We start from the raw sequence: 13,215 nt of genomic DNA, 5'->3' as shown, positions 1-13,215 counted from the left end.
GAGGACGAGGCCCGTTCAGGGCCGAAAGGGGGTCCGGGGGCGCAACCCCCGGGAACGGGAAGGGAAGGGGCGGAGGGGGCGAAGAACCCTCCCTGCCCCACCCCCTACTTCACCGACCCCGCCATGACCCCCTGCACGAAGTGCCGCTGGAACGCGAAGAACACCACGACCGGCACCACCAGCGACAGGAACGCCCCCGGCGCGAGCACGTCGATGTTGCTCCCGAACTGCCGGATCTGCGACTGGAGCTGCACCGTCAGCGGCTGCGAGGAGCTGTCCGCGAACAGCAGCGCGACCAGCATGTCGTTCCACACCCACAGGAACTGGAAGATGGCGAGGCTGGCGATCGCCGGCCGGCCCACCGGCAGCACCAGCCGGGTGAAGATCCGCCACTCGCTCCCCCCGTCCATCCGGGCGGCCTCCAGCATCTCCTTCGGCATCTCGGCGAAGTAGTTCCGCAGCAGGAACACCGCGAACGGCAGCCCGTAGGCCACGTGGAACAGCACGACGCCGGGAATGGTCCCGAACAGCCCCAGTTGCCCGAAGAGTTTGGCGACGGGCAGCAGCCCGATCTGCACGGGCACCACCAGCAGCGCGACGACCAGCAGGAACACGGAATCGCGGCCGGGGAAGTCCAGCCAGGCGAAGGCGTACCCGGCGAGCGCCGCGACGACCACGACCAGCACGGTCGTCGGCACCGAGATCAGCACGGTGTTCCAGAACGCCTGGGTGATGCCCGAGTTCTCCAGCAGCGCCGAGTAGTTGTCGAAGGACAGCTGCCCCGGGCCGGTGAACACGGTCCACCATCCGCCCTTGGCCGTGTCCTCCGCGGACCGCAGCGAGGACAGGAACAGGCCGGCCAGCGGGGTCATCCACACCAGGCCGATCACGACCAGGAAGGCCTGCACCACCGTGTTGCCGAGGCCGCGCCGGATCGCGTTCATCGCTGACTCCTTCGAAAGCGGCGGACGTTGAACACCATGGCGGGGATGACCAGGAGCAGGAGCAGCACACCGAGCGCACTGCCGAGGCCCTGGTTGTTGCCGCCGCCGAACGACACCAGCCACATCTGGGTCGCCAGCACGGTCGCGTCCTCCTGCACCGGTCCCGGGGCGATGATGTACACCAGGTCGAAGACCTTCATGACGTTGATGACCAAGGTCACGAAGACGACGGTGAGGACGGGCGCGAGCAGCGGAACGGTGATGCGGCGGAAGATCTGCCACTCGTTGGCACCGTCCATTCGCGCGGCCTCGAGTGCGTCCCGCGGCAGGGCCGCGAGCCCCGCGCCGATGAGCACCATCGCGAAACCGGTCCATATCCATAGGTACGCTCCGATGATCGCCGGCGTGACGAGCGCCGGGCCGAGCCAGGAGATGCCGTCGTAGGGTGCCGCGAAGTTGGAGGACGGCAGCTTCACCGCGTACGAGCCGCTGTCCAGTCCGGTGAAGCGGAAGGAACCGTCGGCCGCGGTGGTGGTGCCGGCGACCGTCTTCCCGTCGCGCACCGCCTCCACCGTCACCCCGGGCAGGCCGCTCTCCTCCCGGTCGACCACGCCCGGCTTCCCTCCCCCGCCGGGGGTGAAGTCGAGGTACACCACACCGCGCACCTCGTCGGAGCCCGCCTTCCCCGCCGCCGCCGCGGCGGCGGGTCGCGCGTCGCCCGGCAGATCCTTGGGGGCGACGCCGACCAGCCCCAGCGCCGCCGTGCCGCCGGGCGAGACGTCCGCGCCGGTGACGTACGAGCCGTCCGCCTGCTTGGTCAGGCCCTCGCCGTCACGGGCGCGGGCGGTCGGGTAGGAGGAGGTGCCCTCGAAGGCGTCGTGGACGGAGACGACCGCGGCGTTGAGCACGCCCTTGTCCGGGTCCTCGTCGTAGGCGAGCCGGAAGATGATGCCGGCGGCGAGGAAGGACACCGCCATGGGCATGAACAGCAGCAGCTTGAAGGCGGTGGCCCAGCGGACCTTCTCGACCAGCACGGCCAGGATGAGACCGAGCCCGGTCAGCAGGGTCGGCGCCACGACGACCCAGATGGCCGTGTTCCGGATGGCCGTGAGGGTGGTCGGGTCCCGGAACATCTCGGCGTAGTTCTCCCCGCCGACGAACTCGTTCCCGGAGGCGTCGAAGAGGCTGCGGCCGACGGAGAACAGCACCGGGTACACCACCAGCGCGCCCAGCAGGAGCAGCGCGGGGAACACGAACAGCAGGGCGATGACCCGCCCCCGACGGCGCAGGCGTCGGCCGCGCGCGCCGTCGGGGTGCACAGGTGCCGGAGGGCTCGCCTCTTTCACCATGGTGGCGGTCATGGCCGTCAGTTCCCGTACGCCTTGGCCGCGGCCTTCTCGAGCTCGGCCGCGGTCTTCGCCGGGTCGGCCGGGTCGCGCAGGAAGTCCTGGAGGATCTTCCACTCACCGGCGCCCTTGGTGCCGCCGAAGGCCGCGGGGGCCTGGTCGGACATGTCGAAGCGGACCGAGTCGCCGGCGGCGACGAGGGACTTGGCGGTGGCGCGGGTGACGTCGTCGCCGTAGGAGGAGAGGTCGAGCTTCTTGTTCGGGGAGAGGAAGCCGCCCGCCTCGGCCCACACGGCGGCGGCCTCGGGGGTGGCCAGGTACTCCAGCAGTGCCATGCCGGCCTTGCTGTTCTTGCCGTCCTTGAGGACGACGGCCGCGTCGCCGCCGCTGACCACGGGCGCCTTGCCGTCGCCGACCGGCGGGAAGGGGAAGAAGTTCGCGTCGGTGCCGATGCTCTTGCCGAACTGGTCCTTGGCGACGCCCGCGACGAAGTCGCCCTCGTAGACCATGGCGGCCTCGGCCTCGGGGCCGAAGACCTTCTCCACCGAGCCGGGGAAGTCGGTGTTGAGCGCTGCCTTCTGGCCGCCCGCGATGAGCTGCTTGTCCTTGAAGAGCTTGCCGAGGGTGGTGAGCGCCTCGACCACCGTGGGGTCGGTCCACTTGATCTCGTGCGCGGCGAGGGCGTCGTACTTCTCGGGCCCGGCCTGGGAGAGGTAGACGTTCTCGAACCAGTCGGTGAGGGTCCAGCCGTCCTGTCCGGCGACGGAGAAGGCGGCGAGTCCGGAGTCGGAGATGGTCCGCCCGTCCTTCAGCATGGCGTCGTACGTCTTCGGCGGGGTGACGCCGGCCTGTTCGAGGGCCTCGGGGCTGTACCAGACGGTCGACTTGTGGGCGGCCTTGAAGTAGAGGCCGTACAGGGTGCCGTCGACGCTGCCGTAGTTCTGCCAGACCTCGGCGAAGTTGGCGCCCACGGTGGACCGCACCTTCTCGTCCAGCGGCTTGAGCCAGCCGTTTCCGGCGAACTGCTTGAGCACGCCGACCTGCGGGACCATGACGACGTCGGGGGCGTTGCCGCCCTCGATCTTGCTGCCGACGACGGTGGAGACGTTGTCGCCGGTGGAGACGAACTGGGTCTTGGCGCCGGTCTTCTCGGTGAAGGCGTCGAGCACCTTCTGGAAGTTCTTCTGCTCGCTGCCGGACCAGACGCCGGCCACGGTGACGGTCTGGCCGTCGAGCGACTTGTCGCCGCCGCCGGCCGAGACGGGTTCGTCGCCGCCACAGGCGGTCGCGCCGAGCGCGAGGACGAGGGCGGTGCATCCGGTGAGCAGGGTGGTACGTCGTCGCATCATCATCGATGTCCCTTCGGGATACGGGAGTTGACCGGACTTTCAGGAGCCGTCGATCCACCAGGCGGCGGTGGAGCCGGGAAGCACTCCGGGCGGGCAGGGACCGCTGGCGAGCAGCGGGGTGCCGGGGACCGGAGCGGGTACGGGGGCGGTGCCGAAGTTGACGGCGCAGACGAGGTCGTCGCCGCGGGTGAAGGCGAGGATGCCGGGCTGGGTGTCCAGCCAGCGCAGCGTGCCCTCGCCCAGCTGGTGCAGGGCGGAGCGCAGTTGCAGTCCGTCGCGGTACAGGTGCCAGGAGGAGCGGGTGTCGGCGAGGGCGCGGTGGGTGGCGTACTCGGCGAAGTACTCCGGCTGCGGCAGCCACGGCTTGGCGCCCTCGGCGCCGGAGGTGAAGCCGAACGGGGAGGCCTGTCCCGACCAGGGCAGCGGCACCCGGCAGCCGTCCCTTATCCGGGCGCGGCTGCCGGTGCGGCGGAAGATCGGGTCGGTGAGCACGTCGTCGGGCAGGTCGACGACCTCGGGCAGGCCCAGTTCCTCGCCCTGGTAGATGTACGCGGCTCCGGGCAGCGCCAGCATCAGCAGGGCCGCGGCGCGGGCCCGGGCGGCGCCGAGACCGCTGCCCTCGGGGGCGGGTTCCCCGTAGCGGGTGACGGTGCGGACCTGGTCGTGGTTGTTGAGGACCCAGGTGACGGTGGAGCCGGTGCCGGCTATGTCCTGCATGGCCTCGGAGATGACCTTGCGGAAGGCGTCGGCGTCCCAGTGGGCGCCGAGCAGGTCGAAGAAGAAGGCCTGGTGCAGCTCGTCCGGGCGGACGTACCGGGCGTGCTCGCGTGCGGTGGGCACGGAGACCTCGCCGACCAGGAGGCGTTCGCGGCCGTCCCGGGCGGTGTACTCCTCGCACACCGCGCGCCAGTGCCGCCACACGTCGTGGACCTCGGGCTGGTTCCAGGCGAGCGGGTTGACCGAGTCGCGGGTGCGGGCGTCGGCCTCCGGGTCCGGGGAGTCGGGCAGTTCGGGGTGCTTGAACAGGCCGGCGGCGACATCGATGCGGAAGCCGTCGACGCCCCGGTCCAGCCAGAAGCGGAGGGTGCGGTCGAAGTCGGCGGCGACCTCGGGCTCGCGCCAGTTCCAGTCCGGCTGTTCGGGCGTGAACATGTGCAGGTACCACTGGCCGGGCCGGCCGTCCGGCTCGGTGACACGGGTCCAGGCGGGGCCGCCGAACATGGCGTGCCAGTTGTTGGGCGGCTCGCTGCCGCCGGGGCCGCGGCCGTCGGCGAAGTGGAAGCGGGCCCGTTCGGGGCTGCCGGGGCCGGCGGCGAGCGCCGCACGGAACCAGGGGTGCTCGTTGGAGCAGTGGTTCGGGACGATGTCCAGCAGCACCTTGATGCCGAGCCGGCGGGCGGAGGCCACCAGCAGGTCGAATTCGGCGAGGTCGCCGAAGACCGGGTCGACGTCGCGGTAGTCGGCGACGTCGTAGCCGTGGTCGTGCTGCGGCGAGGGGTAGAAGGGGCTCAGCCAGATCCCGTCCACACCGAGCTTCTTCAGGTAGGGCAGTCCCGCTCTGACCCCGGCGAGATCGCCGATGCCGTCACCGGTGCTGTCCAGGAAGCTGCGGACGTACACCTGGTAGATCACCGCGTCACGCCACCAGTGATGCCTGTTCACCCCGTTGACCTGTCTGTGAGGAGCGCTAGTCGTTATGCATGCATGTTAGGTAGCGGTGTCGAGAGGGTGTCAATGAACTTACGCAAGCTACCGCGCGGTTGGGTTCGCTACATCGGGACGTAAGCGGGCACAGCGGACACATTTGAGACGTCCGCGTTACCTAACATGTAACTAGGAAGGCTCCGGGACTAGCGGGAGGAGACGGCGGCGAGCTCGCCCGCCAGCCGGCGCACCGCGGCCTCGGGCGTCTGCCGCCCGGTCATCGCGTCGTGCACCACCGCCTGCACCACCAGGCTCACCTGGTCGTAGTGCGGGCTCTTGGGGCGCGGAGCGGCGGAGCGCACGCTCTCGCGCAGGGTCGGCAGGTACGGGAAGTCCCGGACCAGTTCCGGATCGTCGTACAGGTCGGCCCGTACCGGCGGCAGCGCGCCGCGGGTGAGCACCTGGCGCTGGACGCGCTCACTGGTGAGGTACGCGATCAGGCGCGCGGCGGAGTCGGGATGCCGGGCGTGGCTGCTGACGGCCAGGTTGGAGCCGCCGAGGACACTGGTGCCCGGACCGTCCGGCCCCGGCAGCGGTACGGCGCCGACCTTGCCGGCGACCACGGAGCCAGGGGCGGAGGCCGCGACGTAGGCGTAAGGCCAGTTGCGCAGGAAGAGCAGCCGCCCGTTCTGGAAGGCCTGCTTGGACTCCTCCTCCTTGTACGTCAGCGCCTCGCGCGGGATCCAGCCCTCGCGGACGCCGCGGGCCAGGAAGCCGATGCCCTCCCGGGCCGCCCTGGAGTTCACGGTGACGCGTTCGCCCTCGTCGCCGAGGATGGTGCCGCCCGCCGAGTAGACGGCCTCGGCCGCGTTCACGGTCAGGCCCTCGTAGGGCAGGAACTGGCCCGCGTAGCCGTCGAGACCGTGCTCCGGGGCGAGGGTCTTCGCGGCCCGCTCCAGATCGGCCCAGGTGCGCGGCGGCGGGACGCCCGCTTCGGCGAGGACGTCCTTGCGGTACAGGAGCAGGCCGGCGTTGGTGACGTAGGGGACGGCGAAGAGCCGGTCGCCGTAGGTCGCCGTGTCCACCACCGGGGGCAGGAAGGTGTCGAGCGGGAACCGGTCGCGGGGCAGCGGACGGATCCACCCGGCGCCGGCGAACTCCGAGGTCCAGCTGACGTCGATGTTGAGCACGTCGAACCGGCCGCGCTCACCGCCGCGCAGATCGGTGATCATCTGCGCGCGCGTCTCGTCGGCGGAGTCGGGCAGCTCGACGAGGGTCACCTTCTCGCCGGGATGGCTGCGGTTCCAGCCGTCGAGCACGGAACCGAGATAGCCGGTGAGATCGCCGGCGGTGGCAAGGGTCAGGGGGCCGCGACCGCCCGCGTCGGCCTCGCCGGCCCGCGCGCCGGAGGCGACGTAGCCGGTCAGGACGACGATCAGGACAAGGAGGCCCCTACCCGCGGCATGCATCCACCGCATAGGTTCCTCCCTGTGCACCGGCACCCGGGCACCCTTGCCGGGGTCAGAGGCCATGTATACCCGTTAGGTATGGGCGATACTAGGTCCTGCGGCACATTACCCAGGATGCGAGGAGGAGAGCACGAGTGCGGCTGCCCCTCCTGGCCCTGCTCGCCCGCGGTCCTGCCCACGGCTATGAGCTGAAGCAGGACCTTGAGCAACTGCTGGGCTCCGCGTACCCTCAGCCGAACGTCGGCCAGATCTACGTCACCCTCGGCCGCCTCGAGAAGACCGGACTGATCGAGGGCGAGGACGTCGCGCAGTCGAGCCGGCCCAACAAGAAGGTCTACCACCTCACCGACGCCGGGCGGGAGGCGCTGCTCGCCTGGTACGAGGAGACGGCGGACGAGCCGCGGGTGCGGGACGAGTTCTTCATGAAACTGGCCCTGGCCCCGCAGACCGGTCTCGCCGACCGGATCGCCCTGATCAACAGACAGCGGCGCCAGTATCTGAACACCATGCGGCAGTTGTCGAAGCTGGCCGCCGCCGAGGACCGGGACAACCGCATTTCCCATCTGCTGATCGAGGGCGCGATGCTGCACCTGCAGGCCGACCTCGACTGGCTGGAGCGGTGCCAGGAAGAGCTGGAGGAGCTGGGGTGAGTGACAGCACCACTCCCGTGCTGCGCGCCGAAGGCCTGGTCAAGACGCACCACGGCGAGGGCGCCCCGGCGCACGCGGTGCGCGGGGTCGACCTGCGGGTGACACCGGGCGAGTTCGTGGCGATCACCGGCCCGTCCGGTGCGGGGAAGTCGACGCTGCTGCATCTGCTCGGCGGGCTCCAGCGGCCCGACGCGGGCAGCATCTGGCTGGACGGCGAGCGCACCGACGGCTACAGCGAGGCCCGCTGGGCCGTCGAGCGCCGCAGGCGCATCGGGATCGTCTTCCAGTTCTTCAACCTGGTCTCCGACCTGTCGGTCGCCGACAACGTGGAGCTGCCCGCCCTGCTCGCCGGGGTGCCCCCGAAGAGGGCCCGCGCCGGGCGGGAGGAACTCCTCGCCGAGCTGGGTCTCGAGGGCAAGGAGCGCAGCATGCCAGGCGAGCTGTCCGGCGGCGAGCAGCAGCGGGTCGCCCTCGCCCGGGCGCTGGTCAACCATCCTCCGCTGCTGCTGGCCGACGAGCCCGCGGGCAGCCTGGACAGCAAGGGCACCCGTGAGGTGATGCGGCTGCTGTCCCGCTTCCACCAGCGCGGGCAGACCATCCTGCTGGTCACGCACGACGCGCGGCTGGCGAGCGCCGCGGACCGGGTGATCAGCTTCTTCGACGGCCGGATCGCCGACGACGCCGCACTCGACGGCGGCGCGCCACTGCGGCGGACCGGGATATCGGGTGTGCTGGAGCTCAAGGACTGACATGCGCCTCCACGACCGACCCGCGAGGGGCTGAGGCCGGTGCGAGCGACTCTGCGCTGGGCGCACTCCGATCTGCGTACGCACCGCGGCGAGGCACTGTTCCTGGTCCTCGCCACCGCGGGCATCGTCGCGTCCCTGCTGCTGGCCACGGCCCTGTTCGGCTACGCCACCAACCCCTGGCAGCGCGTGTTCACCCAGGCGCACGGCGCGCACGTCACGCTGCACACCACCGCCTCCGCCGACGCCGGGAAGCTGGCCGGCCTGGACGGTGTGGACTCCGTGGCCGGCCCCTACCCCACTGCCTCGGTCACCCTCGCCTCGCAGGGCGGCCGCGCCTCGGTGGAGCTGCGCGGCACCTCGGGACGGCCCGGCGTGGGCCGCCCGCTGATCACGTCCGGGCACTGGCTGGACCCGGCCTCCCCCGACGGGGTGGTCCTGGAGAGCCGTCTCGCCCGTGCCCTGCTGACGGCCCCCGGCGACACCCTCACCGTGCCGGGCACCGCGCGCCGGCTGACCGTGGTGGGTATCGCCGACAGCGCCGAGCCGCGCTACCGGCCGGGTGAGCGGACGGGCCTGGTGTGGGCGCTGCCCTCGGCGGTGACGGACCCGGGCGGCCAGGTGGTGGGGCTGCGGCTGACCGACCCGGGCGACACCGGGTACGCGGTGCAGCGGGCGGTGACCGAGCTGGGCGCCGGGGCGATCGGCGAGGTCGCCACCTGGCAGCAGGCGCGCGCCGAGGCCCAGGGTGACAACCGGCTGCTCGGCCAGGTGCTCGGCCTGTTCGGTCTGGGCGCGCTGGTCGCCGCCGGGTTCGCCGTGCACGGGGCGATCGCCACCCGGATCCGGGGGCATCTGCGGGACATCTCCGTCCTCAAGGCGATCGGCTTCACGCCCGGCCAGGTCGTCCGAGTCTTCCTGATCCAGCACCTGGTCTACGCACTGCTCGGTGCCGTCGCGGCCGCCGCGCTCACCGAGGCGCTGGGCAGCGCGGTGCCGGGGCGGCTCGGGGACGCCGTCGACGTGTGGCAGGACCTGCCAGGGCACACCGTGGCGCTGTTCGTGGTGCCGGTGGGGGCGGTGCTGTTCATCGGCGCGACCACCGGGCTGGCCGCCTGGCGTGCGGGACGGGTGCCGCCGGTGCCGGTGCCGCGCCCCGCGGCGCCCCCGGCCGGAGGGCTGACCGGCGTGGCCCGGCGGGCGCTGGGCGCGAAGGTGCCGCCGGCGCTGGTCCTCGGCTGGCACAAGGCGTTCACGCGCCGGCCGCGTTCGCTGGGCGCGGTGGGCAGGCTGGCGCTGCCCCTGCTGCTGATCGTGGTGGCGCTGAGCGCCTGGACCACCATCGACCGCTTCCACAGCACCCCCGAGCGGATGGGGATGCCCACGGCGCTCGGCGTCCGCGCGGACACCTCGCTGGGCGACCGGGAGGTCCGCGCCCTGCTGGAGCGCGATCCGCAGGTCGCCGCCGCCTACCCGGGCGTGGAGGTGGCCGCCCTGGTCCCGGGCCAGACCGCCACCATCGCCCTGCGCGGGCTCGGCACCTCCCGGGAGCCGTACCCGTTCACGCTGGCCGAGGGCCGCGCCGCGCGCGGGCCGGACGAGGCGGTGGCCGGGCAGGGGCTGCTCGACCTGCTGCACGTCCAGGTCGGCGACTGGGTGCGGATGACCGTGGGTGACCAGCCGCAGATCCTGCACATCGTCGGCCGCAGCATCGAACCGGAGAACGCCGGCCGGGTCATCTCCACCTCGCTGGACACCCTCCGCGCCAACGACCCGGACCTGCGGCCGAGCATGTACCAGGTGCGGCTGGACCCCGGTGCCGACCCCGCCGCGGTCGCCGCCCGGCTGGACTCGGCGGGCCGCGGCCACCTGGACGTGCACACCGTGGCGAACCCGGCCGACGGGCTGTCGCCACTGCGCGCGGTCGTCCTCGGAATGATCGCGGTCCTCGCGCTGATCGGGCTGATCGAACTGCTGACGGCGATCGGCGGCACGGTCCGTGAGGGCGAACGCGATCTGCTGGCGCTCAAGGCCATCGGTCTCTCCCCACGGCAGATCACCGCGGTCACGGTCACGGCGACCGCCGGTACCGCCCTCGCGGCCGTGCTGCTCGCCACGGCCCTCGGGCTGCCGCTCGCGCACTGGCTGATCGACGCCCAGGGGAGAACGAGCGGCATCGGCGCCGGGATCGCCCAGGGGCCCTCCCCCGTGCTCCTGCTGCTGCTCGGGACGGCCGCGGTGCTGGGTGCCGCCGCCCTCGCCGCCGTCCCGGCCGCACGAGCGGCCCGCCGCCGCCTCGCGGACACCCTGAGCGCGGTGGCCTGAGCCCCCTCCCGGACGGCCGGTCAGCCGCCGTAGGGGCCGTGCGGGCTGTAGGGGCCTTGCGGGCTGTAGGGGCCTTGCGGGCTGTAGGGCGGCTGCGGAGCGTACGGGCTGCCGCCCGCCCCGGTCGCGTACGGATTGCCGCCCGCCCCGGGGACGTACGGGGGCCGGGGGTGCGCAGGGGCGTACGGGTTTCCCTGGGGCGGTACGTGGGGCAGTCCCGTCGGGGGCACCGGCGGGACGGGGCCGGGGACCGGCGGGAGGCTCGCCGGATGGGTGGCCAGCCGGATGCCGTAGCGGCGCTTGAGCCGCCCCGTCTCCAGCAGGGCGATCGCCGTGACGGTGACGGGTGCGCCCAGGATGAAGACGACGCCCATGGTGAGGCCGAGGCCGTGCAGGTCGCCGGTGACCAGGTCGGGGATCGCCATCAGCCAGCTCGTCACCGTGGCGAGCAGCGCCGGCAGACAGCGGTGCACGGCGGCCGTACCGAAGAAGTTGCCGGAGACCCGGACGGCTCCGTAGGCGACGAAGATCAGCATCCACATCATCGTCGCGCCCACGCCGAGGATCATCAGGATGCTGCCGGAGGCGTTCGTCATCTGCGCCAGCAGCACCACCGTGACCACGCAGCCGATGAACAGCAGGAGCAGCTTGAGGGAGTTGAGCAGCGGCACCCGCAGCTGCCGCACGGTGCCGGTGCGCCGCCAGACGAACAGCATCACGCCGACCGTCAGCGGCGTGAGGAACAGCAGCACCGCCGAGGCGGTCAGCGCGTTCTCCAGCAGCTCCGTGAGGTCGAAGCCGCCCTCGAGGACGGTGTAGACCCCGACGGACGCGACCGCCCCGGCGATGACCCGGATGCGCTTGAGCCGTTCGACGGACGGGTCGAGCGACGGCGGGATCCACGCGGGGTGGAACACCACCGCCGCGACGTGATGGGGCTTCAGGAACGTCCGCGGCGTGAGCGTGCCACCGGTCCAACTTCCGTACGTCCGTGCCATCTTGTGCTCCCCCGAGCGCTCGCCGTGATGATCGCCGGGGATTCTACGGGAAGCGGACGGCGCTCCGCCGCCCGCTTCCCGCGGCGTGCTCACTGCCGCCCGCGCAGCTCCCGGTAGGTGGCGACCAGGGCCTTGGTTGAGGCGTCCAGACCCGGCACCTCGGCGCCCTCGGTGAGGGCGGGTTCGACGCGCTTGGCGAGGACCTTGCCCAGTTCGACGCCCCACTGGTCGAAGGAGTCGATGTTCCAGATCGCGCCCTGGACGAACACCTTGTGCTCGTAGAGCGCGACGAGCTGGCCGAGCACGGACGGCGTGAGCTCGCGCGCGAGGATCGTGGTCGTCGGGTGGTCGCCCTTGAACGTCTTGTGCGGGACGAGCTCCTCCGGCACCCCTTCGCCGCGCACCTCGTCGGGCGTCTTGCCGAAGGCCAGGGCCTGGGTCTGCGCGAAGAAGTTGGCCATCAGCAGATCGTGCTGGGCCTTGAGTTCGTCGCTCAGCTCGGCGACGGGCTCGGCGAAGCCGATGAAGTCCGCCGGGATCAGCTTCGTGCCCTGGTGGATCAACTGGTAGTAGGCGTGCTGCCCGTTGGTGCCCGGGGTGCCCCAGACGACCGGCCCGGTCTGCCACTCCACCTCGCGGCCGTCGCGGCCGACGTACTTGCCGTTGGACTCCATGTCGAGCTGCTGGAGGTAGGCGGTGAACTTCGACAGGTAGTGCGAGTACGGCAGCACCGCGTGCGACTGCGCGTCGTGGAAGTTCCCGTACCACACGCCGAGCAGGCCCAGCAGCAGCGGAACGTTGGACTCGGCGGGGGCGGTGCGGAAGTGCTCGTCGACGACGCGGAATCCGTCGAGCATCTCCCGGAAGCGGTCCGGGCCGATGGCGATCATCAGGGACAGGCCGATGGCGGAGTCGTAGGAGTAGCGTCCGCCGACCCAGTCCCAGAACTCGAACATGTTCGCCGTGTCGATGCCGAACTCGGCCACCTTCTCGGCGTTGGTCGACAACGCGACGAAGTGCTTGGCGACCGCCGTGTCGTCACCGAGCCCCTTGAGCAGCCAGGTCCGCGCGGAGGTGGCGTTGGTGACCGTCTCGATGGTGGTGAAGGTCTTGGACGCGATGATGAACAGCGTCTCCGCCGGGTCCAGGTCCCGGGTGGCCTCGTGCAGGTCGGCTCCGTCCACGTTGGACACGAAGCGGACGGTGAGATCGCGGTCGGTGAAGGCGCGCAGCACCTCGTACGCCATGGCGGGACCCAGGTCGGAGCCGCCGATGCCGACGTTGACGACGTTGCGGATGCGCTTGCCGGTGTGGCCGGTCCACTCTCCGGAACGGACCCGGCCGGCGAAGTCGGCCATCCTGTCGAGCACGGCGTGCACGGCCGGGACGACGTTCTCCCCGTCGACCTCGATCACCGCGTCACGGGCGGCCCGGAGCGCGGTGTGCAGCACGGCCCGGTCCTCGGTCGTGTTGATCTTCTCGCCGCGGAACATGGCGTCGCGCAGCCCGGCCACGTCGGTGGCGGCGGCCAACTCCCGCAGCAGCCGCAGGGTCTCGTCGGTGACCAGGTGCTTGGAGTAGTCGACGTACAGGTCACCGACCCTGAGGGTGTACCCGGTGCCGCGGCCGGGGTCGGCGGCGAACAGCTCGCGCAGCCGCACCTCGCCGAGCTCCTCGCGGTGCTTGGCCAGTGCGGTCCACTCGGGCGTCTGGTTGAGCCTCGTACGGCCGTCTGCGTTCATCT

The 13,215-nt window shown here is 71.6% G+C and carries 10 protein-coding genes; 3 read left to right on the top strand and 7 right to left on the bottom strand.

The features are described from left to right. Positions 1-104 precede the first annotated feature (104 nt). The 5 genes from F1615_RS23350 to F1615_RS23330 all read right to left on the bottom strand — a co-directional run bounded on the left by F1615_RS23350 (position 105) and on the right by F1615_RS23330 (position 6,761). Positions 105-944, bottom strand: a complete 840-nt coding sequence (locus F1615_RS23350) for a carbohydrate ABC transporter permease (protein WP_149551014.1) — start codon at positions 942-944, stop codon at positions 105-107. Further along, positions 941-2,305 (bottom strand): ABC transporter permease subunit, encoded by a 1,365-nt coding sequence (locus F1615_RS23345; RefSeq protein WP_149551013.1) that lies wholly within the window; start codon positions 2,303-2,305, stop codon positions 941-943. Before F1615_RS23345 ends, F1615_RS23350 begins: the two co-directional genes overlap by 4 nt. Positions 2,306-2,310: 5 nt before the next feature. Continuing rightward, positions 2,311-3,639: an ABC transporter substrate-binding protein gene (locus tag F1615_RS23340; RefSeq protein WP_149551157.1), complete on the bottom strand. Its 1,329-nt coding sequence runs from the start codon at positions 3,637-3,639 to the stop codon at positions 2,311-2,313. A gap of 39 nt (positions 3,640-3,678) precedes the next feature. After that, positions 3,679-5,301: a glycoside hydrolase family 13 protein gene (locus F1615_RS23335; RefSeq protein WP_149551012.1), complete on the bottom strand. Its 1,623-nt coding sequence runs from the start codon at positions 5,299-5,301 to the stop codon at positions 3,679-3,681. Positions 5,302-5,489: 188 nt separating this feature from the next. Further along, entirely contained in the window at positions 5,490-6,761 is a 1,272-nt protein-coding gene (locus tag F1615_RS23330; RefSeq protein WP_149551011.1) for an ABC transporter substrate-binding protein, read from the bottom strand. 125 nt (positions 6,762-6,886) lie between these two features. On the opposite strand from F1615_RS23330, the gene F1615_RS23325 reads away from it, so the two are divergent. The 3 genes from F1615_RS23325 to F1615_RS23315 are packed head-to-tail and all read left to right on the top strand — an operon-like array spanning position 6,887 to position 10,473. Further along, positions 6,887-7,402, top strand: coding sequence for a PadR family transcriptional regulator (locus F1615_RS23325; protein ID WP_149551010.1), 516 nt, complete (start codon positions 6,887-6,889; stop codon positions 7,400-7,402). After that, entirely contained in the window at positions 7,399-8,151 is a 753-nt protein-coding gene (locus F1615_RS23320; RefSeq protein ID WP_149551009.1) for an ABC transporter ATP-binding protein, read from the top strand. Before F1615_RS23325 ends, F1615_RS23320 begins: the two co-directional genes overlap by 4 nt. Positions 8,152-8,190: 39 nt before the next feature. Next, positions 8,191-10,473 carry an ABC transporter permease gene (locus tag F1615_RS23315; protein WP_149551008.1) on the top strand — a complete coding sequence of 761 codons (2,283 nt, stop codon included), beginning with the start codon at positions 8,191-8,193 and terminating at the stop codon, positions 10,471-10,473. Positions 10,474-10,493: 20 nt separating this feature from the next. Here the strand turns inward: F1615_RS23315 and F1615_RS23310 are convergent, their stop codons facing one another. After that, complete coding sequence (locus F1615_RS23310) at positions 10,494-11,471, bottom strand: hypothetical protein (RefSeq protein ID WP_149551007.1); 978 nt, start codon at positions 11,469-11,471, stop codon at positions 10,494-10,496. Positions 11,472-11,560: 89 nt separating this feature from the next. Then, the gene (pgi, locus tag F1615_RS23305; RefSeq protein ID WP_149551006.1) at positions 11,561-13,213 is read right to left on the bottom strand and encodes a glucose-6-phosphate isomerase; all 1,653 of its coding nucleotides are present in this window, start codon (positions 13,211-13,213) and stop codon (positions 11,561-11,563) included. Positions 13,214-13,215: the final 2 nt, after the last annotated feature.

It is taken from the genome of Streptomyces marokkonensis (assembly GCF_008312835.1).
GTDB classification, from domain to species: domain Bacteria; phylum Actinomycetota; class Actinomycetes; order Streptomycetales; family Streptomycetaceae; genus Streptomyces; species Streptomyces marokkonensis_A.
Note: the sequence above shows the minus strand (reverse complement) of the source record. Positions and strands in the feature narration are given on the sequence as shown.

Excerpts from the sequence above, each read along its gene's own strand:
- F1615_RS23350 (WP_149551014.1), bottom strand. The coding sequence starts at position 944 with ATGAACGCGATCCGGCGCGGCCTCGGCAACACGGTGGTGCAGGCCTTC.
- F1615_RS23345 (WP_149551013.1), bottom strand. The coding sequence starts at position 2,305 with ATGACCGCCACCATGGTGAAAGAGGCGAGCCCTCCGGCACCTGTGCAC.
- F1615_RS23340 (WP_149551157.1), bottom strand. The coding sequence starts at position 3,639 with ATGATGCGACGACGTACCACCCTGCTCACCGGATGCACCGCCCTCGTC.
- F1615_RS23330 (WP_149551011.1), bottom strand. The coding sequence starts at position 6,761 with ATGCGGTGGATGCATGCCGCGGGTAGGGGCCTCCTTGTCCTGATCGTC.
- F1615_RS23310 (WP_149551007.1), bottom strand. The coding sequence starts at position 11,471 with ATGGCACGGACGTACGGAAGTTGGACCGGTGGCACGCTCACGCCGCGG.
- pgi (WP_149551006.1), bottom strand. The coding sequence starts at position 13,213 with ATGAACGCAGACGGCCGTACGAGGCTCAACCAGACGCCCGAGTGGACC.